The following is a 26,883-nucleotide window of genomic DNA, read 5'->3' as shown; positions in this document are numbered from 1 at the left end:
GTGAGCGCATATCTAATTACCACAATTCAGAATAATGGAAGTTACAGCATTCTAATTACCAGAATTCAGAATAATGGAAGTTACAGCGTTCTAATTACCAGAATTCGGAATAATGGAAGTTACAGCATTCTAACTACCACAATTCGAAATAATGGAAGTTAGCACATTCTAATATATCTAAAAACAAGCTAGGACAATCTCATTGTCCTAGCTTGCTTATTATTTCATAAAATATTTTCCGATAATCATATCTAACGTTTCTTTTGAAAGTACGAGTGTTTGTTCGTTTGCTTTTTTGAGCATTTCTCCCGTATTCTCATCATTAAATTTGATAGATTTAGAGAAGTAAGGTGCAAATACATCGATAAAACTATTCAGCACTCTTTCTTCATCTGTTATTGTGTTTATCTCACTCATTGGTGCAACTTCTAATTGATGGAAGTTTAAGTGTTTCTTGATTGTTTCAAATATAAAGTGATTTGATGGTGGGTTCTGATTGATTGCATGATAAATCTTATGATTTTCTGCATAATCACATGCCACTGTGAGTACTTGTACAACATAATCAACGGGTACGAAATTTGACGTATGACTTGCATCTCCAAATAGTCTATATATTGAATGATCTTTCTTTTTTTCTACACGTCTTTTGAAGACTTTTAATGCTTTCATAAAGCCATACAGCGTAAAGTTTGAATCTGCTTCTCCTGTTACGGAATCGCCTATTATAATTGCTGGACGTATGATTGATGTTGCCATTGTTTTTCTTTGCATCACGATATGTTCAGCTTTAATTTTAGTCGCTTCATAAGGATTATTTGTAGGTGAATCGATTGAATGAAGTACTTCGTTACCGCGTTCTTGTTCACCAACCGTATAGGCTGTTGAGACATATAAAAAATGCTTTGATTGTATTTGTTCTGCTAAGTCCAAAGCATGTTGTGTACCGATATAATTGATTTGATAAAGATCATCTGCAAGTTCGAAATTAAATTTGACGAGTGCAGCTAAATGATAAAATTTATCTATTTGAGGTATCGTTTCAATATCACTTTCAGATACACCACATAATGTTTCTGTAATGTCACCATTAATAAAGTGAATTCTTGAATGATACGATGGATTTAATTTATTGAGCAATTGATCTTTCTTCTGCTCACTCCTGTATAATACATAAAATTGCTTTTGTGCATCTTTTGCAAGTGATTGTATTAACTCTGCACCTACAAATCCCGTAGCACCTGTTAAAAAAATGTTCATGTTTCCACTCCGATTCTAAGTTTCTGACTATATTTTGAAGGATGACTATCTGAAAGTAAAGTATTTTAATAAGTGTTCACATATAACATTGCTATTTGAAAATTGTTAAGCAATAATATTAGGTAATAGATATAAAAGGAGCGTATTTCATGAACGAACAAAAGATGGCAAAGCCTTCATTATTTTTAATCGTGATTCTCGGTTTATTAACCGCATTTGGACCATTTTCAATAGATATGTATTTACCAGCATTACCAGAAATTAGTCGTGATTTTGATACTACAACGTCAAATACACAATTGACGCTCACACTCTTTATGGTTGGTTTAGCAGTTGGACAAGTATTTGTCGGGCCACTATCTGACTTTATAGGGCGTAAACGACCACTCATGGTTGCATTAATTGTTTATACAGTTGCTTCAATACTATGTGTATTTGCACCTAATATATACGTCATGATGGCATTACGATTTGTACAAGGTTTTACTGGTGGGGCAGGGGCAGTTATTTCCCGGGCAATTTCCAGTGATTTATATAAAGGTAAAGCTTTAACGAAATTCTTAGCGATATTAATGCTTGTTAATGGTGTAGCACCTATTTTAGCACCTGTATTGGGTGGTATTATATTATCGTTCTCAACTTGGAAAGTAGTCTTTATTTTATTAACGATATTCGGCTTTATTATGTTTAGCTTATCTTCAGTAAAATTAACAGAATCATTACCAGTAGAAGAACGTTCATCAGGTAGAATCAGTGAAGTACTAATAGACTTTAAAAATTTACTCAAAAGTCCAAAATTTTTAATGCCTTTATTTATACAAGGTTGTACATACGCGTTGCTATTTAGTTACATATCCGCTTCATCATTCATAACGCAATCTGTCTATCATATTTCACCATTAGCTTTTAGTTGTATGTTTGCTTTTAATGGACTTGGATTAATATTGTCCGGTCAAATTATTAATAAATTAGTCGACTATTATGACGAACATGTACTTATGCGTTTATTCGGCATGATTCAAATTATAGGTGTAATTATCGTTTCAATCACATTAATGAATGGTTTATCAATTTGGATATTAATGATTGGATTCTTTATACTCGTTAGTCCAGTATCTGCAATTGGTACGACAGGTTTTTCTATTGCGATGGCTAACAATAAAGGCGGCGCAGGAAGTGCGGCAAGTTTATTAGGATTATCTCAATTTCTATTCGGTGGTATCGTTTCACCATTAGTGGGTATAAAAGGAGAACATGAAGTATATCCATATGTCCTGACGATCATTATCGTTTCAATATTGTTGATTATTTTATTCTTCATTAATAGTAAAGTGTTTAAAAGAGCAGCTTAAAAGTAGGAGGGTATGTACATGAATTTAAAATTTGATCATATTATTCATTACGTAGATGGTATAGAATCAATTGAATTTCCACATCAATATATACAATCCATCCAAGGTGGTAAACATACGCAATTAGGAACATACAATCAATTAAGTTATATAGATTTACATTATATAGAGTGGATTGATGTCTTTGATGCAGCTTTAGCACGTTCATATGCTCAAACAGAAGAAGGTAGATTAAGCTTTGCGAATACATTTAAAGATACGCATGTACAAGAAGGATTTAAAAGGATCTGCCTCAGAACACAAAATATCGATAACGTTAAGACTCATCTAGAGCAATTTGATTTAGATATAGTAGGACCAATTGAAATGTCGAGAACAAAACCGGACGGCACAATGATAAAATGGCAATTACTATATTTAGATGATAAGCAAGATTTAAATTTACCATTCATCATTCAGTGGGGAGAAAGTGATGAACAAAGAGCAGCATCTTTAAAAGCTAATTTTCATGATGATTTATCAATCGATGAAGTGACGATTCAAGTGAAGAATATTCATGAATCAAGTCAAAATTGGCAATCATGGTATGGATTGAAAGAGATTGAGAAAAGCGAAAATTATATTAAGTTAAGCTTTATAGAAGATGATGTTGTCATTAAACTTACAGAGGATGTTGAAGAGAAATACACGACATTATCACTCTCATCAACAAATATAAAAAAAGACACGCGCATTTTATTTAAAGGCGCGTGTTACGAATTCAAAGCTAATTTGCATAAACACTGAGATAGACGCTTTGAATAATAATGCCTAAATGCACGAGTGCAATTAAGGTGCTTATAATGGCTATAAATAATATAGATTTACGAGCGTTCTCAAGAATAAAGACGATGCTTAGTAGCAAGGTGAAGGCAACAGTTATGATACGATAGCTTAAATAATTAATCGTGCTATCAAAATTTAGACTGACCGCAATCAGTATGATATTTATAATAATAAAAAGCGTTAGAACAAGTTGTCTCATATATTTCAATCCTAACTGTATGTTTTATATGACAAGTATAACAAATATTGGTCTTTTGCGTGAAATTATAGTACGTTTCATTGTATAATTAAAAGACGAATTGATAAAAAGGAGATTTATAAATGACGATAAAGAAAATGAATATCACTCATGAGCAACATGATGAATTTGTAAAGCAACATCCAAATGGTGATATGTTGCAACTTACAAAGTGGGCAGAATCCAAAAAGCTTACAGGTTGGTATTCTCGTCGTATAGCAGTGGGCGATGGTGAAAAGATAACAGGTGTAGCACAACTTTTATTTAAGAAAGTGCCAAAGCTACCATATACATTATGTTACATATCTAGAGGTTTTGTTGTTGATTATAAAGACGAAACATCTGTTAAAGTACTTTTTGAATTATCTAAAGAAATCGCACGTAATGAGAAAAGTTATGCCATTAAAATTGACCCAGATATAGAAGTGGATCAATCTGAAGGTGTTCTTGAATATTTAACTTCATTAGGATTTGAACATAAAGGTTTTGAAGATGGATTAAGTAAGAAATATATTCAACCTAGAATGACGATGATCACTAAAATCGATCAACCTGAAGAAGACTTAATGCAAAGCTTTGATAAACGAAACCGTTCACGTGTTAGAAACTCTTTAAAAAGAGGTACTGAATTAGTTATTGGTAACCGTGACGACTTAAAAATCTTTGCGAAAATCATGGAAGAAACTGGTGAGAGAGATAATTTCTTAACAAGAGATGTTTCATACTTTGAGAATATTTATGATCATTTACATCCAGATGGCGACTGTGAATTATTCTTAGTTAAAGTTGTGCCTGATACAGTCTTAAAAGACTTATTTAAAGAACGTGATGCACTACTTGAAGAGAAAGAAAAATTAGCAAATAGAAGACAAACTAAGAAAGTCGTTAATCAGTTAAATGATGCTGATGAAAAATTAGGTAACTTTGAAAAACGTATTCAAGAAATGGAAGAATTAAAAAGTAAAAAACCAGATGGCGTGTATTTATCTGGCGGTATCTTAATCTTCTCAGGTAAGAAATCATATTATTTATATGGTGCGTCATCAAATGAATATCGTGAGTTTTTACCGAATCATCGCATGATTATTGAAATGATGCGCTTTGCTAAAGAAAAAGGCGCTACTAAGTTTGACTTCGGTGGTACAGACAATAATCCAGACCAAGACCATGAACATTATGGATTATGGGCATTCAAGAGAGTTTGGGGTACTTATTTAAGTGAGAAAATCGGTGAATTTGATTATGTGTTAAATAAACCACTTTACACTGCAATCGAGAAAGTTAAGCCAGCAGTAGTCACTTATAAAAGAAAAATCGAAAAGAAAATCAAGAGAAACTAGACATAAGATTAAGGCACTAAAACTTTAAATTATTAAAATTTTAGTGCTTTCTTTATGTATAAGGTATGTTTCAGCGTTAAATTATTATACAATTATTTACAAATCATAAATTAGGGGGAAGTTGAGTGGTTCAAAAAATGATCAAGTTCTCGCTGAATAATAAATTTGCTATTTTGCTTATGACAATTATTATTTTGCTTGGCGGCATATATTCAGCGTTTAAAATGAAACTAGAGTTATTACCGGATATTACAACACCTGTTATAACAATTACAACGCCATATCCAGGTGCAACACCTGAAAGTGTACTAGAAAATGTAACAGAACCAGTTGAAAAAGAAGTTCAAAATCTAGAAGGTGTACAAAATGTAACAAGTCAGTCTTTAGAAAATGCTTCAGCAATTACATTAGAATATACATATCAGACAGACATGGATGAAGCTGAGACTGAATTAAGAAAGAAACTAGAAGCGTTAGATTTACCTGATGGTGTTCAAGATCCGGATATGAGTAGAATGTCTATGTACTCATTCCCAGTTGTGAGTTATTCAATTTCTGATAAAGATGATGATCTTGAAAAAGTCACAAAGCAAATGCAATCAGATTTAATACCTAAACTTGAAAAAGTAGACGGCGTTCAAAATGTATCATTGTCTGGTCAAACTTTAGAAGAAGTTAATTTAGAATTTGACCAAAATGAATTAACGAAACGTGGTATGAGTGAAGATGAAGTGCTTCAATATATCGACGGTGCTACGAAAGAATCACCTTTAGGTTTATATACATTTGGTGATGATTTGAAATCAATCGTCGTAGATGGAAGGTTCACTTCAATTAAAGCGCTGAAAGATTTAGAAATACCTATGACAGGTGGTGCTTCAAGTGGTGGAGAGCAAAGTGCAGCAAGTCAATCACAACAAGGCCAGCAAGCTCAACAAGGTCAAGAGGGTTCTGAATCAAGTGATAGTAGCGCATCTCAAAGTATCCCATCTGTAAAATTATCTGATATCGCAGATGTTAAACAAGAGAAGAAACGAGATTCAATTTCTAAAACAAATGGTAAAGATGCTTTAGCTCTTCAAGTAACGAAATCTACAGATGCCAATTTAGTAGATGTCGTTGATAATGTAGACAAAGAACTTGAAGCTTATAAGAAAGATCATAAGAACATAGAATCTGTACAATTGATGGAAACAGCATCAACAATTAAAGACTCAGTATCGACAATGGTTGAGAAAGCTTTAATCGGTTCTATCGTTGCAGTTATTATCATTATGTTCTTCTTAAGAGATATTAAATCAACTATTATCGCGATGGTTTCTATTCCAATGTCATTATTAATGGCACTCATCGGTCTAAAAGCGATGGATGTTTCATTAAATATCTTAACTTTAGGGGCATTAACAGTTGCAATTGGACGTGTTATTGATGACTCCATTGTTGTTATAGAGAATATTTATCGACGCATGTCGGATAAAGGTGAAGAACTGAAAGGTAGTAAACTGATAACAAGTGCGACGAAAGAAATGTTTATTCCAATCATGTCTTCAACAATCGTTACAATTGTCGTATTCTTACCGTTAGCTTTTGTAACTGGACAAATTGGAGAAATGTTTAGACCATTTGCTTTAGCAGTAGCATTTAGTTTATTAGCTTCACTACTCATAGCATTAACAATCGTGCCAGTACTTTCACACATTTTCTTTAGAAATGGAATTAAGAAAGATAAGAAAGAAAGAGGACATTGGTTAGCGGATAAATACAAAGGTATTTTAAAATGGAATTTGAATCATAAATGGCTCGTTATTGTATTAAGTATTGTGCTTGTTATCGCAAGTATTGCACTTGTATTTACACCTTATATCGGTAAATCGTTTATCGATACAGGTGAAGATAAAATGTTAGCACTAACTTATAAACCTTCACCAGGAGAAAAAGAAGATCAAGTTGTTAAAAACGGTGAACAAGCTGAGAAATATTTATCAAAAGATAAAAACGTAGAATTTGTTCAATATAGTGTAGGTGGAGAAAATCCATTTAATCCTTCTGCCAAAAATGACATGGCTTTAATGGTTAAATACGATAAAGATACGCCTAACTGGGATAATGTCGGTAAAGAAGTCATGGATCATATCGGTAAATTCAACCATAAAGGTGAATGGAAACAACAAGATTTCTCTACTGGCGGTACAGCGAACGAAGTATCTGTAAAAGTATCAGGTCCATCAACTGAAGCTATAGAAGGTACAGTTAAAGATGTAGAGAAAGAAATGAAGAAAGTTAAAGGTGTAGAAAACGTAAGTTCGAACCTTTCTAAATCTTATGAGCAATACGATGTGAAAGTTGATCAAAACAAAGCGAGCAAATTAGGACTTTCTGCAGGTCAAATTGCTATGACGCTTAATCAAACTACACAAGAAAAAGTCGTTACTAAATTGAATGATGATGGTAAATCTATCGATGTTAAACTGACTAAAAAAGAAGAAACTGATTGGTCAGAGAAGAAATTAGAAGATACTAAGATTACATCTCCATTAGGTAAAGATGTGAAACTAAGTGATATTGCGACATTGAAGAAAACAACTTCACCAGATACAATCACAAGAGAAAATGACAAAATTTCTGTTTCTGTAGATGCGAAAATCACGGCAGACGATGTTGCTAAAGTGACAACAGATGTTAATCAAAAAGTTTCTAAAATTGATACACCAACAGATGTTGAATTAAATGTTGGCGGTACAAACGATGATATCAACGAAGCAATAGAACAGCTGTTGCTTGCGATGGGCGCTGCGATTCTAATCGTATATTTAGTAATCGTATTAACATTCAAAGGTGGATTAGCACCATTTGCAATATTATTCTCATTACCAGTATCTATTATTGGTGTAATCGCAGGACTGTTAATTACACAAGAGACAATATCCGTACCAAGTATGATTGGTATGTTAATGTTGATTGGTATTGTTGTAACGAATGCGATTGTATTAATAGATAGAGTGATTAATATGGAAGAAGCGGGCATGACTACAAGAGAAGCATTAATAGAAGCAGCAGGCACGCGTTTAAGACCTATCTTAATGACAGCTATTGCGACAATCGGGGCATTAGTACCACTATTATTTGGTGGCGGAAGTTCTGTTCTTATTTCAAAAGCATTAGCAATTACAGTAATAGGTGGATTGATTTCTTCAACATTATTAACACTATTAGTTGTGCCAATTTCATATGAAATCATTATGAAATTTAAGCGAGCAATATTTAAAAGACCGAAAGAACGTATAGAATAGATGATTAACCCCTCCATGTCTATGAGACAAGGAGGGGTTTTTGTATGTAGTAAATATATATTGGCGCCGTTAGTAACAAAAGTCGAGAGAATTGTAACTAAGGAGGCCTATCCTAATAAAAGCAACCTGAGTAACCATTCCATATACCTATTATGATTTATTTCTTAGTAATTTAATAAGAAAATACTTGTTCGTGTTTCATACTTTGATAGAATATATTCATATACAAAAAATAGTCTGAAGAATTTTATTTCGAGGAGTCGTTATTGTGCCAATATCAAAACTATTATCAGAAATACCAGACAGTTACTTTGGAAAGACAATGGGTCGTAAGGTTGAACATGGTCCGTTACCGTTAATTAATATGGCGGTTGGTGTCCCAGATGGTGAAACGCCAAAAGTTATCGTAGATGAATTTATAAAAGCTGTACAAAATCCAGAAAATCAGAAATATGGTGCTTTTCATGGTAAAGACACGTTTAAACAAGCGATTGTAGATTTTTATAAGAGGCAATATGATGTGGATTTAGATAAAGAAGAGGAAGTATGTATTTTATATGGTACAAAAAATGGTTTAGTCGGTTTACCGATTTGTGTCGTAGAGCCTAATGACTTTGTGTTATTACCGAATCCAGGCTATACAGATTATTTAGCAGGTGTTCTACTCGCTCGTGCTAAACCATATTCTTTAGAATTAACGCCTGAACATCAATACTTACCACAGTGGGATGAAATAGAACCTGAAATCTTAGATAAGACAAAATTAATTTATTTAACTTATCCAAATAATCCAACAGGCTCTGTTGCAAATACTGAGTTTTTTGATGAAACGATTGCTAAATTTAAAGATACACAAACAAATATTATACATGACTTTGCATATAGTGCTTTCGGATTTGATCAGAAGAATCCGAGTATTCTTCAATCGGAAGGGGCTAAAGAAACAGCTGTAGAGATATTTTCCTTATCAAAAGGGTATAACATGTCTGGTTACAGAGTAGGCTTTGCAGTCGGTAACAAAGAAATGATTGCTGCTTTAAAGAAATACCAAACGCACACACATGCTGGTATGTTTGGTGCATTACAAGATGCGAGTACAGTCGCTTTAAATGAATGTGATGATTTTCTTATTAAACAAAATGAAATATTTAAGACGAGAAGAGATCAATTTGAAGCGTCATTAAGAGAAGTAGGTATACCATTTGAGCCAATGAAAGGTGGTATATTCCTTTGGTTACAAACACCTCCAGATTATGATGGAGAAGCATTTGTAGAATACTTATTACAAGAGGTTTCTATATTAGTCGCACCAGGTATACCATTTGGCGATAATGGTCAAAATTATGTCAGAATCTCATTAGCGTTAAGTGATGACGAACTATTGGAAGGTGCTAAGAGGTTGCAAGGTCTAGCTCACTTATACAAATAAAAAAAGCTGAGAAATAAATATTCTCAGCTTTTTCACATAAATGAGATTTTGTCGATATGCTTTAGGGTATTAAAACACTATAAATAATAAAATCACAAATATGATCAATATAAAGATCGACATATAATTGAGTAGTTGAATCGCTTTTTGGTCTTTAATACGATATTTAAATGCTGTGATTTCAACATTGATAACGAGACAAACCAATACAGCTAATATCCACCAAGTTTGCATTGCAAAGCTAAATACAATACTGCCTAAAAAGACAATAAGCATAAGCCCCATTATAAATCTTAAAGCTTGCGTAAGCATCGTATGTAGTTGGTATATACTTAAGTAACTAATAATAAGATAAATAATGGTAAATAATAAAAGTATGAGAATTAACATAGTCATTTCCTTTCGTTAATCTTGATCAAGTTGAGCGCGAACTTTACTGATTTCTTCTTCGATTTTGACAAGTTGTTTTTCAAGTAAGTCGGTTGCTTGACCAGTAGATTCTCTCTTTTCTAGGTCATTTTGTATACGTATGTAATCATATTTAAGTTCAGAAAGTTGTTGGTTTAAATCCATTTTAAACACTCCTTTTTATAAAATAGCTATGAAGTAGGTGATAAATTGAAAAAAGTTAAAACCAATGCGATGCGCATCTTAGATCAATATAATATATTTTATCATACTCATGAATTTAAAATAGGAAAAGATCATTTAGATGGTCATGAAGTTGCGCAATTAATTCAGAAACCAGAACATCAAGTGTATAAGACGCTTGTATTAACAAATGGGAATCGCGAATATTTCATCTTTGTTATTCCAGTCGTTCAACATCTTGATATGAAAAAAGCTAGTAAAGCTGTTGGTCAGAAAAAATTAGAACTCTTACCACTTGATCAACTCACCAAAGTTACAGGGTATGTAAGAGGTGGTTGTTCTCCAATTGGTATGAAAAAAACATATCAAACCGTAATTGATATCAATGCAGAATCATTATCTACGTTTATCGTAAGTGCAGGTAAACGTGGCTATCAGATTGAACTTGATCCAGCAGATTTAGCCAAAGTCATTGATGTAAGATTTGATGATATTATTAAATATAACTAAACTAATTTTAGTATAATTTATTAATATTTCAAACAAAAAGTGTGCATAGAAGTTAAACTGTTGTTAATATAGATAAATGTGAGTTTAATGAGAGAAGTGATAAAGTGACAGAAAAATTTATAATGATTATTTTATTAATTGCTTTAGGATACGTTCTAAAGAAGCTTAAATTCTTTAAAGCTTCTGATGGTAATGTACTTGCAACACTTGTACTAAATGTTACTTTGCCTTCATTAGTGATTGTAAATTTAAATGGATCTGATTTAGATTTATCTTTAGGATGGCTTCCTATATTAATGCTATTATATGGCATTATAGCAAAGCTACTAATCATATGGTTATTCAAGAAAAAATATAATAATCAAATAAGAGGTACTGTGGGCATGATGGCCGCTTCAGTTAATATTGGACTGTTTGCATATCCATTAGTCGCACAAATTTGGCCAAAAAATGGTTTATTATACTTTGGTATGTTAGACATTGGTACAGCTATCATTATGTTCGGTGTAACATATTTTGTTGGTAGTTACTTCAACGATGGTGGCGATCAATTTGACTTTAAACGAATGGGTTTAAATTTATTAAAGACCGTTCCACTTATGACATATATGATTATGTTTATCTTAAATATAATGAGCATTAAAGTACCTGACAAAGCGATAGATTTCTTTGAAATTATTGCAAATGCGAATATGCCATTATCCATGATCTTATTAGGTTTATTCTTGAATTTTAAAATCGAAAAAGCATACTTACCGATTGTTGTTAAATACTTAGCATTTCATTATGGCTTTGGTTTATTAATGGGATTACTTGTTCATTTCTTCTTACCTGTTGATGAACCAATGATCAAAACGACGTTACTTATTGGTTGGTTATTACCTATAGGTGTTTCAGTACTGTCTTATGCCATTACATTTAAATATAAGACCTTACCTATAGTCGGCATGGCTACTAATTTAAGTATTGTCATATCAATCGTCATTTTATATGTATATCAATTTTTCTTTGTTTAATTAAACACAAAAAAAGCGTTTGGATTTCGCATCCAAACGCTTTTTGTTATATATTAACCTTTACCGCCCATGAAAGCAGGGTAGTTTGTCATTCCGCCATCAACATATATTGTTGTACCGTGAATGTAACTTGCTTGTTCTGAAGCTAGGAATGCATTAATATTTGCAACTTGATCCGCTTCACCAATTTCATGTAGTGGAATCATTTCTAATGTTTCTTCGCGTGTTGCAGGGTCAGAGAATTTTTCGCGAGTATGTTCTGTAACAATAGCCCCTGGAGAAACATTATTAATTCTGATACCATTTTTACCGTATTCCATAGATAAAGTTTCCATCATCAATTTTAAGCCGCCTTTACTTGCTGCGTAATTGACGTAGTTTGGCCAAGGAATAACATCATGCACACTTGCAGTATTGATGATTTGACCTTTAATATCATGCTCTAAATAGTAATTGATAACTTCTCTACTACCAATAAAAGCACCTGTTAAGTTGATATCGATAACTTTAGACCATTCTTCTAAACTCATTTCATGAGATGGAATTGGTTTTTCGAAACCAGCATTATTGATTAACACATCTATACGACCAAATGTTTCGTGTGTTTGTTGAATCAAGTTCTTGATATCTGCCTCGACTGAAACGTCTGCTTTAATTGCAACCGCATCAGCACCAGAATCTTTAATAGATTGAACGATTTTTTCAGCTTCTTCAACGTGATCTAAATATCCAATAACAACTTTTGATCCTTCTTTACCAAATCGTTCAGCAGTTGCTTTACCAATACCACTGTTACCACCAGTGACAATCACAACTTTATCTTTTAAATCTTCATACATATTAAACACTCCTATTTTTATATATTGAGTTTACCCTTTAGCTGCACCAATAATGAATGCTGCAATAATGATTAACACGATACCTATCCAAATAAATGTCATTTGACGTTTTGTTTTTTGTTCGCCTAATAGGTAAATACCACCTAAAGTAGAAACGATTACTAACATTTGTGAGAATGAAAAGCTCGTTCCGACACCAACTTTTGGTTGTGAAATGAATAGGAACATATTACCTAATGCCCATACAATCCCTGGCAATAAGTTGAGTGACGTATGTTTAACAGTAGGTTTATGTTTGAATGATAAAATGATACCCCCAATTACCATACCTATAGATTGTGGAAATAGTGCATCCCAACCTTCAACACCGAATACTTGGCCGATTACAACGTATACGACATAACCGACAGTAGAGATGAGTAATATTGGAATAGCTTTACCAAGCTTTTTAGTATTTCCACTGTTTCCAGAACCTTTTTTCTGAACAGATGTAAATATTACACCGATAATCAGTAACACTAAACCTGATAGGCCAAGTGCAACTTGCGTACCTGTTGACCATTCTCCTAAAAATGCAGCACTGAATAATGTTGTTCCAAGTAATTGTAAGCCTGTAGATATAGGCATCGTTATTGAAACGCCAATTAAGTCTACACTTCTAAGTTGAAATCCTTGTCCAAGTGCCCAGAAAGCACCTGAAATCATACCGATAATAATTGTAGTGAATGTAAAGTGCACATCACCAAAGAAGAATAGACATAAACCGATGATGAAAGCCCCGATTGTTGTACCTAAGATTTGGTTATAAGGACCTCCACCAACTTTAACATTGATTAATACGACGCTTCCCCAGAACAATGCTGGTAATAGCGCTATAAGGTATTCCATACACAAGACTCGCTTTCTCTATTTATTTGTATTATTTAAACTACCCAAGTATTATACGCCCGAAACTTTTTTATTGTAAAACATATAGCTCACAATGTAATTTTACTGTTAAAAAAGTCCCATGAATGCTCAATAAACATTCATGGGACTTAGTTTAAAAGTTAAACATCGTATGGTCTCACATATTTAAAATGATGTGTTTCATTGACGATGTGGAAACCGACTTTTTCATATAATAATTGTATTTGTTCATGCTTTTTACTAACTACATAAATACGAACTGTTTCGACATCTTGATGATTAAACGCTTCTGTCGTCGCGAAATGAATCATTTGAAACGCGATGCCTTGTTTTCTGTAATCATGGTGAGAGGCTAAATTAGGAATAGTTGCTAACTTCTCAGGTATGTCTATGGATAGATAGATATAGCCTTTAACAAGGCCTTCAGCTATATATAAATAAAGTGCATGATTATCATCTAATGAATCTATAATATCATCAGCACTTATATCACTATGTTTGAAACTATTGGAATGCAATTTATTAAAGGCATAGTAATAAGGTTTGCTGTATGGCGTCATTTGGTGTTGCTTATCAATTGGTAAAGGTGGTTGTTGAATTTCTAATGTATATTGTGTTTCTACATATCCCGCATGTAGTCTTTTCAGTTTACTATTATTTAAAATGTGATCTTTATGTAGCGAAATGTGGCAATATTTAATGTTTGGATGATCGTTTAAAAGTGTTTCCCATATTTCTTTTAAAGCGTTTAACGTTTCCTCATTTGTATCATTAACGATTGGCCCCCATACATTTGAAGTCTCGTCATCTACACGCTCAAATCCTAATATCCCGGTAATGGTGTCATGATCTTCTATATAGTAGAAGGTGGTTTCATCAAATTTATGGCTTAAGTCATTCTTAATCTCTTCTATTGACTGAGGTATATGTGTCACGTAATTAGTTTCTTGCCTGTTTTTTTCGTGTAAATAAGAAGCTATCGGATCGATTTCTTTAAGAGGCAGTATTTGCATGATAGTCACTCCTTTAATATTCAACGATTATTTTATTCCATTATACGATTAATCGAAAATTTATAAAAGTTTTTCATGCCTTTAGAACACTTTTTATTCATGTTATAATAGTACGAATGTAAAAAAGAATGGGTGAAAAGAAATGAAAGCATTAGTTCTTGCAGAAAAACCTTCAGTAGGTCGTGATATCGCTAAAGCATTAGGTATTCATGATCAGAAGAAAGGTTACTTTGAAAATAAAAATTATATCGTTACTTGGGCATTAGGACATCTTGTAACGAATGCTACGCCTGAAGAGTACGACAAGAAATTTAAAGAATGGAATTTAAATGTCTTACCAATTATTCCTGACTATATGAAACATGTTGTAATTAAGAAAACAAGAAGCCAATTTAACACGGTTCAACATTTGATGAAGCGAGACGATGTGAATTCAATTATTATTGCGACAGATGCTGGTAGGGAAGGTGAACTTGTTGCAAGATTAATTATTGAAAAAGCAAAAGTTAAAAAGCAAATTAAGCGATTATGGATCAGTTCAGTTACTGAAAAAGCAATTAAAGCAGGCTTTCAAAATTTAAAACCTGGTGAAGCATACAACAATTTATATCAAGCCGCATTATGTAGAAGTGAAGCGGATTGGATTGTTGGTATAAATGCGACTAGAGCTTTAACAACGAAATATGACGCGCAATTATCATGTGGTCGTGTACAAACACCAACTTTAAATCTTGTACAAATGAGACAACAAGAAATTCAATCATTTAAACCTGAAAAGTATTATCAGATGAATATTGAAGTAGAAGGTTATAAATTTAAATGGTTGAGTAAGAGTGGAGATAAAACATTTGATGCTGATTTAATAGAGCAAGTTAAACAAAAAGTTCAAAATAAAAAGGGTATTATCCAAAATATCACGAAGAAGAAAAAAACAAAGTATCCTCAAAAGTTATACGATCTTACAAGTTTGCAACAAACAGCTTATCAACGTTATAAAATGAGTGCGAAAGAAACGTTGAATACAATGCAAGCATTGTACGAACAACATAAAGTACTGACTTATCCTAGAACAGATTCTAACTACTTAACAGATGATATGGTTTCTTCTCTGAAAGAACGCGTATCATCATTAAGTGCTACACCACTTAAATCACATGCTGTACCATTGCTTAAAAAACCAATTAGAGCGGGTAAACATTTTGTTGATAATAAGAAAGTTTCAGACCACCATGCGATTGTACCAACAGAAGTGAGACCTAACTTTGATCAGTTATCTCCTAGAGAACAGAAAATTTATATGCTAGTGGCTGAAAGATTTTTAGAAGTATTATTACCACCATATCAATATGAAGAAACAACTGTGACATTAACATGTGAAGGGGAAACTTTTAAACTGACACAAGAAGTAGTAGTTGAATTAGGCTTTAAAGAACTATATGAAGAAAAGACGCATGTGAAAGCTTTGCCTTTTGAAGAACAGCAGCATGTGAACATACAAAAAGTGAATGTCGTTAGTAAAGATACAGAACCGCCTGCGTATTTCAATGAAGGAACTTTACTTAAAGCGATGGAATCACCACATCATTTCTTTAAACTTAAAGATAAGAAAATGGCTCAAACTTTAAATGAAACAGGTGGTATCGGAACAGTTGCGACAAGAGCGGATATCATCGAGAAGTTATATAGTTCTAATGTAATAGAAGCGGTGCAAGGTAAAATTAAGATTACGCCTAAAGGTAAACAATTATTAAACTTAGCACCTGAACAACTGACATCACCAGAATTAACAGCAGATTGGGAAATGAAGTTAACTCAAATCGAAAAAGGAAATTATTCTAAAAATAAATTCATGAATGAAATGAGAAACTTCACGAGAGAAATCATTGCGGATATTAAAGAAAGTGATGATAAATTCAAGCATGATAATATCACAACGACTGAGTGTCCGACTTGTGGTAAATTTATGCTTAAAGTTAAAACGAAAAATGGTCAAATGCTCGTGTGTCAAGATCCAACATGTAAGACTAAGAAGAATCAACAAAGACAAACAAATGCCAGATGTCCAAACTGTAAGAAGAAACTTACACTGTATGGAACAGGTAAAAAAGCAACTTATAGATGTGTGTGTGGCCATACAGAAACACAAGAGCATATGGACGAAAGACTTAAAAATAGAAAATCAGGCAAAATAGGCAAAAAAGAAATGAAGAAATATATGCAAACTGAAGAAGTAGAAAACAATCCATTTAAAGATGCTTTAAAAGGATTGAAGTTCTAACTTAATATGTATAGAGACTGGGACATCGTGTGATGTCTCAGTTTTTTAATCTTTTAGCAGCAATAGAGTTGGCTAGAAGCGTACTGTCACGGATTATAAAGCGTAAAAACCGAACTATAACACGAACATAAATAAATTTAATTATATAAATGTTCGTAAAAAGTATTGATTTTTGATGTTCCCAGTAATACAATGTACAGTGTTGAAATTAATAAAGGAGTCTTATGATGAAACGTTACTTTAAGTTTGATGAATTGGGAACAAATTATAAAAGAGAAATTCTTGGTGGTTTAACAACATTCTTATCTATGGCATACATATTAGCAGTTAACCCATCAATGTTAAGTTTGGCAAGTGTTGAAAATGTACCTGATTCAATGAGAATGGACCAAGGTTCTGTGTTTGTTGCTACAGCATTAGCAGCACTAGTTGGTTGTTTATTTATGGGTATCATTGCGAAATACCCGATAGCTTTAGCACCAGGTATGGGATTAAATGCATTTTTCGCGTTTACAGTTGTGCTTACAATGGGTATTCCATGGCAAACTGGTTTAACGGGCGTACTATTCTCAGGTGTTATATTTGCGATATTAACGATGAGTGGTTTACGAGAGGTTATTATCAATGCAATACCATTTGAATTAAAGATGGCTGTATCTGCCGGTATAGGATTGTTTATTACCTTTGTAGGTTTACAAGGTGCAGGTATTGTTAAAAAAGAAGATTCAACTTTAGTTACACTTGGAACAATGCATAATCCAGAAGTACTATTAGCAGTATTTGGTATTATCATTACTATTATATTAATGGCTAAAAAATTACCAGGAGCAATTTTCATCGGAATGGTCTTAACAGCTATTGCGGGATTAATTACAGGATTAATTGCAATGCCAGATAGTATAGTAGGCAAAGTACCAAGTGTATCACCAACATTTGGTGCAGCATTCGAAGCGTTTGGTGATTTATCTACTATATTTAATGTACAATTCTTAATTGTCGTTTTAACTTTCTTATTTATAGATTTCTTTGATACTGCAGGAACGTTAGTTGCGGTTGCAAACCAAGCTGGTTTAATGAAAGATAATAAATTACCGAGAGCAGGTAAAGCATTATTCTCTGATTCATTAGCAACAATTGTAGGTGCAATATTTGGTACTTCAACTACAACAAGTTATATAGAATCTAGTGCAGGTGTTGCAGTTGGTGCACGTACAGGATTCGCAAGTGTTGTAACAGGTATTTGTTTCTTAGCAGCATTATTATTCTCACCATTAATGGCAGTTGTTACAAGTGCGGTTACAGCACCAGCGCTTGTTATAGTAGGTGTATTGATGGTTAGTAACTTAGGTAAAATTGATTGGCAAAAATTTGAGATAGCAGTACCAGCTTTCTTAACAATGATTATGATGCCTTTAACATATTCAATTGCAACAGGTATTGCGTGCGGATTTATATTCTATCCAATCACAATGATCGTAGCAAAAAGACATAAAGAAATTCACCCAATTATGTACGGTTTATTCTTCGTCTTTGTCGCTTACTTTGTATTTGTACATGCATAATAAAAAAGCCACGAGATTTCATTTAATGAAGTCTCGTGGTTTTCTATTTATATATTAACTTTTATAAGTAGTCTTGTAATATTTAGATGGGATATATACTGGCGCAATTATAATCGTAAATAAGAAGATGATCATTAAAACGACCATTACGATATGTAATAACCAGCCAATAATAGGAATGATTGCAACAAAGCTAGCGATTAGTCCGATTAATGGAATAACGAATATTACTTTAACAGAATTCTGGTTATCTATTAATAGGATAAGTGTCGTAATAAAGTATAACGTTCCATTAAGTACCAAAGCATTATAACCAGTTGAAAGAACGATTCCTCCACCTAGAAAAGGAATGGCTAATAATAACTCAGATACAACTAATATAATAGAAAGAACTAGCAAAACTGATTTAATTCCTCTTTTCATGATTTCACCACCTAGTTAAAATTGCTTGTTATATTATAACATTTTGATTACAAATTATCTATTTAAATTTTACCTATTGAAAAAGAGCACATAATCCGTTATAATACTTGGGTATGTGTTAGATGAAATTAGAAAAAATATATGGTTATCTATTGATTAATAGAAATAAATCATGTATCATATCTAATGTTGGACTTTAAGAAGCGATGAAGCGAGAGGTTACTGACACACCCGGCCGCTTTGCCATGGCGGTGTGTAAGAGAGTTTTCGTGGAGAAGTCTATCACTATAAAGTAGACGAACAAGGAGGGAAAATTATGGCAAAACAAAAAATTCGTATCCGTTTAAAAGCGTATGATCACCGCATGATCGATCAATCAGCAGAGAAAATTGTTGAAACAGCTAAACGTTCAGGAGCTCAAGTGTCTGGTCCGATTCCATTACCAACTGAGAAATCAGTTTATACTGTAATCCGTGCCGTTCATAAGTACAAAGACTCACGTGAACAATTCGAACAACGTACGCATAAACGTTTAATCGACATTCTTAACCCTACACCAAAAACAGTTGATGCTCTTATGGGCTTAAACTTACCATCAGGTGTAGACATCGAAATCAAATTATAATTCATTAAAATAACAGGAGGTGCGACTTTCGATGACCAAAGGAATCTTAGGAAGAAAAATTGGAATGACTCAAGTATTCGCAGAAAACGGTGAATTAATACCAGTTACTGTAGTAGAAACTAGTCAAAACGTAGTATTACAAACTAAAACTGAAGAAGTAGATGGCTACAACGCTGTTCAAATCGGTTTTGAAGACAAACAAGCATATAAAAAAGATCGTAAATCTAACAAATATGCTACTAAAGCTGCTGAAGGCCATGCTAAAAAAGCAGGTACAGCACCTAAGCGCTTCACTCGTGAATTCAGAAACATTGATGTTTCAGCTTACGAGGTAGGTCAAGAAGTCACTGTAGATACTTTCCAAGCAGGAGACATTATTGATGCAACAGGCGTTTCAAAAGGTAAAGGTTTCCAAGGCTCTATTAAACGCCACGGTTTCTCTCGTGGACCAATGAGTCACGGTTCTCATTACCACAGAGGCTCTGGTTCAATGGGTATGGCTTCAGATGCTTCTAAAGTATTTAAAGGTAAAGAATTACCAGGCCGTATGGGCGGAAACACAGTTACTATGCAAAACTTAGAAGTAGTTAAAGTTGATGCAGAAAATAACGTAATTTTAGTTAAAGGTAACGTGCCAGGTCCTAAAAAAGGTTTAGTAAAACTTACAACTTCAATTAAAAAAGGTAATAAATAATTATTTAGGTGAAAGGAGGAAACAACATTATGGCTAATATTGATGTATTAAAAGTAGATGGATCAAAATCAGGTTCTATCGAATTAAATGATAGTGTATTTGGTATCGAACCAAACCAACACGTATTATTCGAAGCAGTCAACTTACAACGTGCTTCATTACGCCAAGGTACTCACGCAGTTAAAAATCGTTCAGCAGTTCGTGGTGGTGGACGTAAACCTTGGAAACAAAAAGGTACAGGTCGTGCTCGTCAAGGTACAATCCGTGCGCCACAATGGCGTGGTGGTGGTATCGTATTCGGTCCTACACCAAGAAGTTATTCTTACAAAATGCCTAAGAAAATGCGTCGTTTAGCATTACGTTCTGCATTATCTTCAAAAGTAAGTGGTAACGAATTAACAGTTTTAGAAGCATTCAACTTTGATGCGCCTAAAACAAAAGAATTCAAAAATGTAATGAGCAACTTAGAACTTTCTAAGAAAGTTTTATTCATCGTTGATACTGTAGACAGCAACGTTGAATTATCAGCTCGTAACATTCCAGGTGTTAAAGTTATCGACGCTCAAAGCTTAAACGTATTAGATATCTTAGATTCTAGTAAAGTCGTAATAACTAAAGCAGCAGTGGATAAAGTAGAGGAGGTGCTCGCATAATGGAAGCAAGAGATGTTATTAAGCGCCCCGTAATCACAGAAAAATCTTCATCAGATATGGCTTTAGATAAATACACATTTGATGTAGATACACGTGCAAACAAAACACAAGTAAAAATCGCAATCGAAGAAATTTTCGACGTGAAAGTTGATACAGTAAATATCATGAACGTTAAAGCAAAAGCTAAACGTGTTGGTCGTTACAATGGTTTCACTAACAAACGTCGTAAAGCAATCGTAACTCTAAAAGAAGGTTCTTCAATAGACCTATTTAACTAAAAACAATTACCATTAAGGAGGTAAAACGACAATGGCTCTTAAAAAGTATAAGCCAATTACAAATGGTCGTCGTAATATGACATCTTCAGACTTCGCTGAAATTACATCAACGACTCCTGAAAAGTCTTTATTACAACCGCTTCCGAGAAAAGCGGGACGTAACAACCAAGGTAAATTGACAGTTCGTCACAGAGGTGGCGGTCATAAACGTCAATACCGTGTAATTGATTTCAAACGTAACAAAGATGGAATTCCTGCTAAAGTAGCAACTATCGAGTATGATCCAAACCGTTCAGCTAATATCGCATTATTAGTATACGCAGATGGTGAAAAAAGATATATCATTGCTCCTAAAGGATTAAAAGTAGGACAAGAAGTATTCAATGGTCCAGATGCAGATATCAAAGTAGGTAATGCATTAGCATTAACTGATATCCCAGTTGGTACTACAATTCACAACATCGAATTAAAACCAGGTAAAGGTGGACAATTAGTCCGTTCAGCTGGTACAAGTGCTCAAGTACTTGGTAAAGAAGGTAAATACGTACTAGTTCGTCTTAAATCAGGTGAAGTTCGTATGATCTTATCTACTTGTCGTGCAACAATCGGTCAAGTTGGTAACGAACAACACGAATTAATCACAATTGGTAAAGCTGGTCGTTCTAGATGGATGGGTAAACGTCCTACAGTTCGTGGTTCTGTAATGAACCCTAACGATCACCCTCACGGTGGTGGTGAAGGTCGTACACCAATCGGTCTTAAATCACCAATGTCTCCATGGGGCAAACCAACACTTGGTAAGAAAACTCGTAAACAAAACCAACGTTCATCTAAATTTATCGTTCGTGGTCGTAAGAAAAAATAATAATACCTTATTTACGTGTGCGGCTTAGATGCCGCGCGCATTAAATAAGAAGGGAGGCGCCATAATGGCTCGTAGTCTTAAAAAAGGACCTTTCGTTGATGATCATTTAATGAAAAAAGTTGAAGCTCAAAACGAAGGTGAAAAAAAATCAGTTATTAAAACATGGTCTCGTCGTTCAACAGTATTTCCTAACTTCATCGGACATACAATAGCAGTATATGATGGTCGTAAACATGTGCCAGTTTTCATTACTGAAGATATGGTTGGACATAAATTAGGAGAGTTTGCACCTACACGTACTTATAAAGGTCATGCTGCAGACGACAAAAAGACTAAACGCTAATTTCTAAAAAGAGGAGGAAGTCACAATGGAAGCAAAAGCGGTTGCTAGAACAATAAGAATCGCACCTCGTAAAGTGAGATTAGTTTTAGATCTTATTAGAGGTAAAGAAGTGGCAGAAGCAATTGCCATCTTAAAATTAACAAACAAAGCAACATCACCTGTTGTTGAAAAATTATTAATGTCAGCATTAGCAAATGCAGAACATAACTATGATTTAAATCCTGACACATTAGTAGTAAAAGAAGCTTACGCTAATGAAGGACCTACATTGAAACGTTTCCGTCCACGTGCACAAGGTCGTGCAAGTGCGATTAACAAACGTACTAGCCACATTACAATCGTAGTTGGCGAAAAAGAAGCTAAAGAAGTTAAAGAAGCATAATTAACTAAATCATTAAGGAGGGAATATAGTGGGTCAAAAAATTAATCCAATCGGACTTCGTGTCGGTGTAATTCGTGACTGGGAAGCAAAGTGGTATGCAGGTAAAGACTTCGCAACACTTTTACATGAAGACTTAAAAGTTCGTAAATATATCGCAGAAGCATTAAAAGAAGCTTCAGTTTCAAGTGTTGAAATTGAACGTGCAGCAAACCGTATCAATATCGCTATCCACACTGGTAAACCAGGTATGGTTATTGGTAAAGGCGGTTCAGAAATTGAAAAATTACGTAACAAATTAAACGCATTGACTAACAAAAAAGTACACATCAACGTTATCGAAATCAAAAAAGTTGATTTAGATGCAACATTGGTAGCAAATAACATTGCTCGTCAATTAGAAAACCGTGTATCTTTCCGTCGTGCTCAAAAACAAGCTATCCAACGTGCAATGAAATTGGGAGCTAAAGGTATCAAAACTCAAGTATCTGGTCGTTTAGGTGGCGCAGATATCGCTCGTGCAGAACAATATTCAGAAGGAACTGTTCCACTTCATACATTACGTGCAGACATTGATTTCGCACATGAAGAAGCCGACACTACTTACGGTAAATTAGGTGTTAAAGTATGGATCTACCGTGGAGAAGTTCTTCCTACAAAGAAGTCTAGTGAAGGAGGAAAATAATAATGTTATTACCAAAGCGTGTTAAATTCCGTCGTCAACATCGTCCAAAAACAACTGGTCGTTCAAAAGGCGGAAATGAAGTAACATTTGGTGAGTACGGTTTACAAGCTCAAACAGCAGCTTGGATTACTTCTCGTCAAATCGAATCAGCTCGTATCGCAATGACACGTTACATGAAACGTGGCGGAAAAGTATGGATCAAAATATTCCCACATACACCATATACTAAAAAACCTTTAGAAGTACGTATGGGTTCAGGTAAAGGTGCAGTTGAAGGATGGGTAGCAGTAGTTAAACCAGGACGTATCTTGTTCGAAGTTGCAGGTGTTCAAGAAGAAGTTGCACGTGAAGCATTACGTCTTGCAGCACACAAACTTCCAGTTAAATCTAAGTTTGTAAAACGTGAAGAATTGGGTGGTGACACAAATGAAAGCTAAGGATATCAGAAATTTAACCACTACTGAAATTGAAAAAGAAATCAAAGAAGCTAAAGAGCAATTATTCAACTTACGCTTTCAGTTAGCAACTGGTCAACTTGAAGAGACTGCTAACATTCGAAAAGTTAAAAAGACGATTGCACGTCTAAAAACAATCGTTCGCGAAAGAGAAATCGAAGAAGAGAAAGCAGCAGATAATAAATAATCAAGTAGAGGAGGTTCATTACTGTGAGTGAAAGAAATGACCGCAAAGTTTACGTTGGTAAAGTAGTTTCAGATAAAATGGATAAAACTATTACAGTAGTTGTTGAAACATACAAAACTCATAAATTATATGGTAAACGCGTAAAATATTCAAAAAAATATAAAACGCATGATGAAAACAATTCAGCAAAAATGGGCGATATCGTTAAGATTGCAGAAACACGTCCTTTATCATCAACTAAACGTTTCCGTCTAGTTGAAATCGTTGAAGAATCAGTAATTATTTAATAGAAGTATAAAGATAAGGGAGGTCAAACAAAGATGATCCAACAAGAAACACGTTTAAAAGTAGCAGACAACTCTGGTGCTCGTGAAGTATTAACAATTAAAGTTTTAGGCGGATCTGGTCGTAAGACAGCTAACATTGGTGATGTAATCGTCGTTACTGTTAAAAATGCTACACCAGGTGGCGTTGTTAAAAAAGGTGAAGTTGTTAAAGCTGTTGTTGTACGTACTAAATCAGGTGTACGTCGTGAAGATGGCTCTTACATCAAATTTGACGAAAATGCATGTGTAATCATCCGTGATGACAAAGGTCCACGTGGTACACGTATATTCGGTCCTGTAGCGCGTGAATTACGTGAAGGTAACTTCATGAAGATCGTTTCTCTAGCGCCAGAGGTACTTTAATCTATAATGATAAAAAACAAAATTCCTAAGGAGGTGCCTACACATGCACGTACGTAAAGGTGACAACGTAATCGTTATCTCAGGTAAAGATAAAGGTAAAACTGGTAAAGTTTTAGAAGCATTACCTAAGAAAGAACGCGTAGTTGTAGAAGGTGTTAACATCATTAAAAAACACCAAAAACCAACTCAGTTCAATCCAGAAGGTGGTATCTTAGAAACAGAAGGTACTATCCACGTATCAAACGTTCAATTACTTGATCCTAAGACAAATGAGCCAACTCGTGTTGGATTCAAAGTAGTAGATGGTAAAAAAGTTCGTATCGCTAAAAAATCTGGCGAAGAAATCAAATCATCAAAAGAATAATTATTAAGTGAAAGGAGGATCCACTTTGACACGTTTAAAAGAAAAGTTTAATAATGAAATTTCTGCTGAGTTAGTTAAGAAATTTAACTATAGTTCAGTTATGGAAGTACCAAAAATCGAAAAAATAGTTGTAAACATGGGTATCGGTGATGCAGTTCAAAACTCTAAAGTTTTAGACTCTGCAGTTGAAGAACTTCAAGCAATCACTGGTCAAAAACCATTAGTAACTAAAGCTAAAAAATCTATTGCGACTTTCCGTCTTCGTGAAGGTATGCCAATCGGTGCAAAAGTTACATTACGTGGAGAAAGAATGTATGAATTCTTTGATAAATTAATCTCAGTTTCATTACCACGTGTACGTGACTTCCGTGGTATCTCTAAAAAAGCATTCGACGGTCGTGGAAATTACACTTTAGGTGTTAAGGAACAATTAATTTTCCCTGAAATCGACTATGATAAAGTAAGTAAAGTACGAGGAATGGATATCGTTATCGTTACAACTGCTAACACTGACGAGGAAGCTCGTGAATTGTTAACACAATTCGGTATGCCATTTCAAAAGTAATCTCTAATTATAAAGGAGGCTAATTAAGTGGCTAAAAAATCAATGATCGCTAAACAACAACGTAAACAAAAATTCGGAGTTCGTGAATACACTCGTTGTGAACGTTGTGGACGTCCACACTCAGTATATCGTAAATTCAAACTTTGCCGTATTTGTTTCCGTGAACTAGCATACAAAGGCCAAATCCCTGGCGTACGTAAAGCTAGCTGGTAAACTCAAAAGAATGAAAGGAGGAAACACAAATGACAATGTCAGATCCAATTGCAGATATGTTAACTCGCGTGCGTAACGCAAACATGGTACGTCACGAAAAATTAGAGTTACCTGCATCAAACATTAAAAAAGAAATCGCTGAAATCCTTAAAAAAGAAGGATTCGTAAAAAGCGTAGAATATATCGAAGATGATAAGCAAGGTGTTATCCGTATGTTCCTTAAATATGGTCAAAACAACGAGCGCGTTATCACAGGATTAAAACGTATTTCTAAACCAGGTTTACGTGTTTATGCTAAAGCTGACGAACTTCCAAAAGTTCTTAACGGTTTAGGTATTGCACTTGTTTCTACATCTGAAGGTGTTTTAACTGATAAAGATGCTAGACAACGTGGAATCGGTGGAGAAGTATTAGCTTATATCTGGTAATTATAAAATTATAAGGAGGTGCCCACATAATGAGCCGTGTAGGTAAGAAAATTATTGAAATCCCTTCAGACGTTACAGTTACTATCGAAGGTAACACAGTAACAGTTAAAGGATCTAAAGGTGAATTAACTAGTACTTTTAATGAAGAAATGACATATAAACAAGAGGACAACAGCTTAGAAGTTGTACGTCCATCTGACTCTAAAGAACATAAAACAATCCATGGTACAACTCGTGCGTTAATCGCTAACATGATTGAAGGTGTATCTAAAGGTTTCGAGAAAAACTTAGAACTTATTGGTGTTGGTTACCGTGCCCAAATGCAAGGTAAAAATATCATCTTAAACGTTGGTTATTCTCACCCTGTAGAAATCGTTGCTGAAGATGGAATCACATTATCAGTAGAGAAAAACACTAAAGTTAAAGTAGAAGGCATTTCAAAAGAACGTGTTGGTGCAATTGCATCTTATATCCGTTCAATCCGTCCACCAGAACCTTACAAAGGTAAAGGTATTCGTTACGAAGGCGAATATGTTCGTCGTAAAGAAGGTAAAACTGGTAAGTAATCATTAAGATAAGAAAGGA

33 protein-coding genes are annotated in these 26,883 nt (G+C 34.1%); 26 read left to right on the top strand and 7 right to left on the bottom strand.

The genetic code is table 11. The features are described 5' to 3' along the window. Positions 1–219: 219 nt before the first annotated feature. Positions 220–1,260 (bottom strand): SDR family oxidoreductase, encoded by a 1,041-nt coding sequence (locus LQ611_RS01620; protein WP_107617630.1) that lies wholly within the window; start codon positions 1,258–1,260, stop codon positions 220–222. 149 nt (positions 1,261–1,409) lie between these two features. Here LQ611_RS01620 and LQ611_RS01615 point away from each other — a divergent pair, with 149 nt between their 5' ends. The 5 genes from LQ611_RS01615 (at position 1,410) to LQ611_RS01595 (ending at position 9,734) form a co-directional block, all read left to right on the top strand. After that, a complete protein-coding gene (locus LQ611_RS01615) occupies positions 1,410–2,612 on the top strand; it encodes a putative multidrug effflux MFS transporter TcaB (RefSeq protein WP_037560268.1) in 1,203 nt (400 codons plus the stop codon). 18 nt (positions 2,613–2,630) lie between these two features. Continuing rightward, a complete protein-coding gene (locus tag LQ611_RS01610) occupies positions 2,631–3,398 on the top strand; it encodes a VOC family protein (protein WP_025906809.1) in 768 nt (255 codons plus the stop codon). A gap of 366 nt (positions 3,399–3,764) precedes the next feature. After that, on the top strand, positions 3,765–5,015 hold the full coding sequence (locus tag LQ611_RS01605; RefSeq protein ID WP_048541317.1) for a lipid II:glycine glycyltransferase FemX: 1,251 nt from the start codon (positions 3,765–3,767) through the stop codon (positions 5,013–5,015). A 125-nt stretch (positions 5,016–5,140) separates the two neighbouring features. After that, complete coding sequence (locus tag LQ611_RS01600) at positions 5,141–8,305, top strand: efflux RND transporter permease subunit (protein WP_103360712.1); 3,165 nt, start codon at positions 5,141–5,143, stop codon at positions 8,303–8,305. 268 nt (positions 8,306–8,573) lie between these two features. Further along, on the top strand, positions 8,574–9,734 hold the full coding sequence (locus tag LQ611_RS01595; protein ID WP_103360711.1) for an aminotransferase class I/II-fold pyridoxal phosphate-dependent enzyme: 1,161 nt from the start codon (positions 8,574–8,576) through the stop codon (positions 9,732–9,734). A 69-nt stretch (positions 9,735–9,803) separates the two neighbouring features. On the opposite strand, the gene mspA is transcribed toward LQ611_RS01595, so the two are convergent. Together mspA and LQ611_RS01585 are read right to left on the bottom strand one after the other, a co-directional pair. Next, a complete protein-coding gene (gene mspA / locus LQ611_RS01590; RefSeq protein WP_025906805.1) occupies positions 9,804–10,124 on the bottom strand; it encodes a membrane stabilizing protein MspA in 321 nt (106 codons plus the stop codon). Between the two features lie 15 nt (positions 10,125–10,139). Next, entirely contained in the window at positions 10,140–10,307 is a 168-nt protein-coding gene (locus tag LQ611_RS01585; RefSeq protein WP_049320027.1) for an SE1832 family protein, read from the bottom strand. A 45-nt stretch (positions 10,308–10,352) separates the two neighbouring features. Between LQ611_RS01585 and ybaK the strand changes: the two genes are divergently transcribed. Together ybaK and LQ611_RS01575 are read left to right on the top strand one after the other, a co-directional pair. After that, positions 10,353–10,835, top strand: coding sequence for a Cys-tRNA(Pro) deacylase (ybaK, locus tag LQ611_RS01580; protein WP_182476179.1), 483 nt, complete (start codon positions 10,353–10,355; stop codon positions 10,833–10,835). A 104-nt stretch (positions 10,836–10,939) separates the two neighbouring features. Next, positions 10,940–11,851: an AEC family transporter gene (locus LQ611_RS01575; RefSeq protein ID WP_239709303.1), complete on the top strand. Its 912-nt coding sequence runs from the start codon at positions 10,940–10,942 to the stop codon at positions 11,849–11,851. A gap of 53 nt (positions 11,852–11,904) precedes the next feature. On the opposite strand, the gene LQ611_RS01570 is transcribed toward LQ611_RS01575, so the two are convergent. The 3 genes from LQ611_RS01570 to LQ611_RS01560 all read right to left on the bottom strand — a co-directional run bounded on the left by LQ611_RS01570 (position 11,905) and on the right by LQ611_RS01560 (position 14,612). Beyond that, positions 11,905–12,690, bottom strand: coding sequence for a glucose 1-dehydrogenase (locus LQ611_RS01570; protein ID WP_037589022.1), 786 nt, complete (start codon positions 12,688–12,690; stop codon positions 11,905–11,907). 30 nt (positions 12,691–12,720) lie between these two features. Further along, complete coding sequence (locus LQ611_RS01565; protein ID WP_025906801.1) at positions 12,721–13,578, bottom strand: GRP family sugar transporter; 858 nt, start codon at positions 13,576–13,578, stop codon at positions 12,721–12,723. A gap of 161 nt (positions 13,579–13,739) precedes the next feature. Further along, the gene (locus tag LQ611_RS01560) at positions 13,740–14,612 is read right to left on the bottom strand and encodes a GNAT family N-acetyltransferase (protein WP_103360709.1); all 873 of its coding nucleotides are present in this window, start codon (positions 14,610–14,612) and stop codon (positions 13,740–13,742) included. 142 nt (positions 14,613–14,754) lie between these two features. Between LQ611_RS01560 and LQ611_RS01555 the strand changes: the two genes are divergently transcribed. Together LQ611_RS01555 and LQ611_RS01550 are read left to right on the top strand one after the other, a co-directional pair. Next, positions 14,755–16,890 carry a DNA topoisomerase III gene (locus tag LQ611_RS01555; RefSeq protein ID WP_119493808.1) on the top strand — a complete coding sequence of 712 codons (2,136 nt, stop codon included), beginning with the start codon at positions 14,755–14,757 and terminating at the stop codon, positions 16,888–16,890. A gap of 227 nt (positions 16,891–17,117) precedes the next feature. Continuing rightward, positions 17,118–18,452: an NCS2 family permease gene (locus tag LQ611_RS01550; protein WP_025906798.1), complete on the top strand. Its 1,335-nt coding sequence runs from the start codon at positions 17,118–17,120 to the stop codon at positions 18,450–18,452. Between the two features lie 54 nt (positions 18,453–18,506). Here LQ611_RS01550 and LQ611_RS01545 read toward each other — a convergent pair whose 3' ends face one another. Continuing rightward, the gene (locus LQ611_RS01545; protein WP_025906797.1) at positions 18,507–18,875 is read right to left on the bottom strand and encodes a hypothetical protein; all 369 of its coding nucleotides are present in this window, start codon (positions 18,873–18,875) and stop codon (positions 18,507–18,509) included. A 316-nt stretch (positions 18,876–19,191) separates the two neighbouring features. Here LQ611_RS01545 and rpsJ point away from each other — a divergent pair, with 316 nt between their 5' ends. The 17 genes from rpsJ (at position 19,192) to rplF (ending at position 26,864) form a co-directional block, all read left to right on the top strand. After that, positions 19,192–19,500, top strand: a complete 309-nt coding sequence (gene rpsJ, locus LQ611_RS01540; RefSeq protein WP_016998799.1) for a 30S ribosomal protein S10 — start codon at positions 19,192–19,194, stop codon at positions 19,498–19,500. 31 nt (positions 19,501–19,531) lie between these two features. Further along, a complete protein-coding gene (rplC, locus tag LQ611_RS01535) occupies positions 19,532–20,194 on the top strand; it encodes a 50S ribosomal protein L3 (protein WP_239709302.1) in 663 nt (220 codons plus the stop codon). Between the two features lie 29 nt (positions 20,195–20,223). Next, complete coding sequence (gene rplD / locus LQ611_RS01530) at positions 20,224–20,847, top strand: 50S ribosomal protein L4 (RefSeq protein WP_025906795.1); 624 nt, start codon at positions 20,224–20,226, stop codon at positions 20,845–20,847. Beyond that, entirely contained in the window at positions 20,847–21,125 is a 279-nt protein-coding gene (rplW, locus tag LQ611_RS01525; protein ID WP_025906794.1) for a 50S ribosomal protein L23, read from the top strand. The genes rplD and rplW overlap by 1 nt, the downstream gene beginning before the upstream one ends. A gap of 31 nt (positions 21,126–21,156) precedes the next feature. Then, the gene (gene rplB / locus LQ611_RS01520; RefSeq protein WP_025906793.1) at positions 21,157–21,990 is read left to right on the top strand and encodes a 50S ribosomal protein L2; all 834 of its coding nucleotides are present in this window, start codon (positions 21,157–21,159) and stop codon (positions 21,988–21,990) included. A gap of 64 nt (positions 21,991–22,054) precedes the next feature. Then, on the top strand, positions 22,055–22,333 hold the full coding sequence (rpsS, locus tag LQ611_RS01515; RefSeq protein WP_025906792.1) for a 30S ribosomal protein S19: 279 nt from the start codon (positions 22,055–22,057) through the stop codon (positions 22,331–22,333). A gap of 25 nt (positions 22,334–22,358) precedes the next feature. Beyond that, complete coding sequence (gene rplV / locus LQ611_RS01510) at positions 22,359–22,715, top strand: 50S ribosomal protein L22 (RefSeq protein WP_025906791.1); 357 nt, start codon at positions 22,359–22,361, stop codon at positions 22,713–22,715. A gap of 28 nt (positions 22,716–22,743) precedes the next feature. Continuing rightward, positions 22,744–23,397, top strand: a complete 654-nt coding sequence (gene rpsC / locus LQ611_RS01505) for a 30S ribosomal protein S3 (protein ID WP_025906790.1) — start codon at positions 22,744–22,746, stop codon at positions 23,395–23,397. Positions 23,398–23,399: 2 nt separating this feature from the next. Further along, on the top strand, positions 23,400–23,834 hold the full coding sequence (gene rplP, locus LQ611_RS01500; protein WP_016998807.1) for a 50S ribosomal protein L16: 435 nt from the start codon (positions 23,400–23,402) through the stop codon (positions 23,832–23,834). Then, positions 23,824–24,039 (top strand): 50S ribosomal protein L29, encoded by a 216-nt coding sequence (rpmC, locus tag LQ611_RS01495; RefSeq protein WP_016998808.1) that lies wholly within the window; start codon positions 23,824–23,826, stop codon positions 24,037–24,039. Before rplP ends, rpmC begins: the two co-directional genes overlap by 11 nt. A 23-nt stretch (positions 24,040–24,062) precedes the next feature. Beyond that, positions 24,063–24,326 (top strand): 30S ribosomal protein S17, encoded by a 264-nt coding sequence (gene rpsQ / locus LQ611_RS01490; protein WP_016911101.1) that lies wholly within the window; start codon positions 24,063–24,065, stop codon positions 24,324–24,326. Between the two features lie 33 nt (positions 24,327–24,359). Next, on the top strand, positions 24,360–24,728 hold the full coding sequence (gene rplN / locus LQ611_RS01485; protein ID WP_016911102.1) for a 50S ribosomal protein L14: 369 nt from the start codon (positions 24,360–24,362) through the stop codon (positions 24,726–24,728). 43 nt (positions 24,729–24,771) lie between these two features. Next, complete coding sequence (rplX, locus tag LQ611_RS01480) at positions 24,772–25,092, top strand: 50S ribosomal protein L24 (protein ID WP_025906789.1); 321 nt, start codon at positions 24,772–24,774, stop codon at positions 25,090–25,092. Between the two features lie 25 nt (positions 25,093–25,117). Beyond that, positions 25,118–25,657 carry a 50S ribosomal protein L5 gene (gene rplE / locus LQ611_RS01475; protein WP_025906788.1) on the top strand — a complete coding sequence of 180 codons (540 nt, stop codon included), beginning with the start codon at positions 25,118–25,120 and terminating at the stop codon, positions 25,655–25,657. Between the two features lie 27 nt (positions 25,658–25,684). Beyond that, on the top strand, positions 25,685–25,870 hold the full coding sequence (locus tag LQ611_RS01470) for a type Z 30S ribosomal protein S14 (RefSeq protein WP_016998812.1): 186 nt from the start codon (positions 25,685–25,687) through the stop codon (positions 25,868–25,870). A gap of 29 nt (positions 25,871–25,899) precedes the next feature. Beyond that, positions 25,900–26,298, top strand: coding sequence for a 30S ribosomal protein S8 (gene rpsH, locus LQ611_RS01465; RefSeq protein WP_025906787.1), 399 nt, complete (start codon positions 25,900–25,902; stop codon positions 26,296–26,298). A gap of 29 nt (positions 26,299–26,327) precedes the next feature. Next, complete coding sequence (gene rplF / locus LQ611_RS01460) at positions 26,328–26,864, top strand: 50S ribosomal protein L6 (protein ID WP_025906786.1); 537 nt, start codon at positions 26,328–26,330, stop codon at positions 26,862–26,864. Positions 26,865–26,883 lie beyond the last annotated feature (19 nt).

The sequence above is a fragment of the Mammaliicoccus sp. L-M44 genome, from assembly GCF_022386355.1.
In the GTDB taxonomy this organism is placed as follows: Bacteria; Bacillota; Bacilli; order Staphylococcales; family Staphylococcaceae; genus Mammaliicoccus; species Mammaliicoccus sciuri_A.
This window is presented reverse-complemented; position numbering and strand designations above follow the sequence as displayed.

Excerpts from the sequence above, each read along its gene's own strand:
- LQ611_RS01620 (WP_107617630.1), bottom strand. The coding sequence starts at position 1,260 with ATGAACATTTTTTTAACAGGTGCTACGGGATTTGTAGGTGCAGAGTTA.
- LQ611_RS01615 (WP_037560268.1), top strand. The coding sequence starts at position 1,410 with ATGAACGAACAAAAGATGGCAAAGCCTTCATTATTTTTAATCGTGATT.
- LQ611_RS01610 (WP_025906809.1), top strand. The coding sequence starts at position 2,631 with ATGAATTTAAAATTTGATCATATTATTCATTACGTAGATGGTATAGAA.
- mspA (WP_025906805.1), bottom strand. The coding sequence starts at position 10,124 with ATGTTAATTCTCATACTTTTATTATTTACCATTATTTATCTTATTATT.
- LQ611_RS01585 (WP_049320027.1), bottom strand. The coding sequence starts at position 10,307 with ATGGATTTAAACCAACAACTTTCTGAACTTAAATATGATTACATACGT.
- LQ611_RS01570 (WP_037589022.1), bottom strand. The coding sequence starts at position 12,690 with ATGTATGAAGATTTAAAAGATAAAGTTGTGATTGTCACTGGTGGTAAC.
- LQ611_RS01565 (WP_025906801.1), bottom strand. The coding sequence starts at position 13,578 with ATGGAATACCTTATAGCGCTATTACCAGCATTGTTCTGGGGAAGCGTC.
- LQ611_RS01560 (WP_103360709.1), bottom strand. The coding sequence starts at position 14,612 with ATGCAAATACTGCCTCTTAAAGAAATCGATCCGATAGCTTCTTATTTA.
- LQ611_RS01555 (WP_119493808.1), top strand. The coding sequence starts at position 14,755 with ATGAAAGCATTAGTTCTTGCAGAAAAACCTTCAGTAGGTCGTGATATC.
- LQ611_RS01550 (WP_025906798.1), top strand. The coding sequence starts at position 17,118 with ATGAAACGTTACTTTAAGTTTGATGAATTGGGAACAAATTATAAAAGA.
- LQ611_RS01545 (WP_025906797.1), bottom strand. The coding sequence starts at position 18,875 with ATGAAAAGAGGAATTAAATCAGTTTTGCTAGTTCTTTCTATTATATTA.
- rpsJ (WP_016998799.1), top strand. The coding sequence starts at position 19,192 with ATGGCAAAACAAAAAATTCGTATCCGTTTAAAAGCGTATGATCACCGC.
- rplC (WP_239709302.1), top strand. The coding sequence starts at position 19,532 with ATGACCAAAGGAATCTTAGGAAGAAAAATTGGAATGACTCAAGTATTC.
- rplD (WP_025906795.1), top strand. The coding sequence starts at position 20,224 with ATGGCTAATATTGATGTATTAAAAGTAGATGGATCAAAATCAGGTTCT.
- rplW (WP_025906794.1), top strand. The coding sequence starts at position 20,847 with ATGGAAGCAAGAGATGTTATTAAGCGCCCCGTAATCACAGAAAAATCT.
- rplB (WP_025906793.1), top strand. The coding sequence starts at position 21,157 with ATGGCTCTTAAAAAGTATAAGCCAATTACAAATGGTCGTCGTAATATG.
- rpsS (WP_025906792.1), top strand. The coding sequence starts at position 22,055 with ATGGCTCGTAGTCTTAAAAAAGGACCTTTCGTTGATGATCATTTAATG.
- rplV (WP_025906791.1), top strand. The coding sequence starts at position 22,359 with ATGGAAGCAAAAGCGGTTGCTAGAACAATAAGAATCGCACCTCGTAAA.
- rplP (WP_016998807.1), top strand. The coding sequence starts at position 23,400 with ATGTTATTACCAAAGCGTGTTAAATTCCGTCGTCAACATCGTCCAAAA.
- rpmC (WP_016998808.1), top strand. The coding sequence starts at position 23,824 with ATGAAAGCTAAGGATATCAGAAATTTAACCACTACTGAAATTGAAAAA.
- rplN (WP_016911102.1), top strand. The coding sequence starts at position 24,360 with ATGATCCAACAAGAAACACGTTTAAAAGTAGCAGACAACTCTGGTGCT.
- rplX (WP_025906789.1), top strand. The coding sequence starts at position 24,772 with ATGCACGTACGTAAAGGTGACAACGTAATCGTTATCTCAGGTAAAGAT.
- rpsH (WP_025906787.1), top strand. The coding sequence starts at position 25,900 with ATGACAATGTCAGATCCAATTGCAGATATGTTAACTCGCGTGCGTAAC.
- rplF (WP_025906786.1), top strand. The coding sequence starts at position 26,328 with ATGAGCCGTGTAGGTAAGAAAATTATTGAAATCCCTTCAGACGTTACA.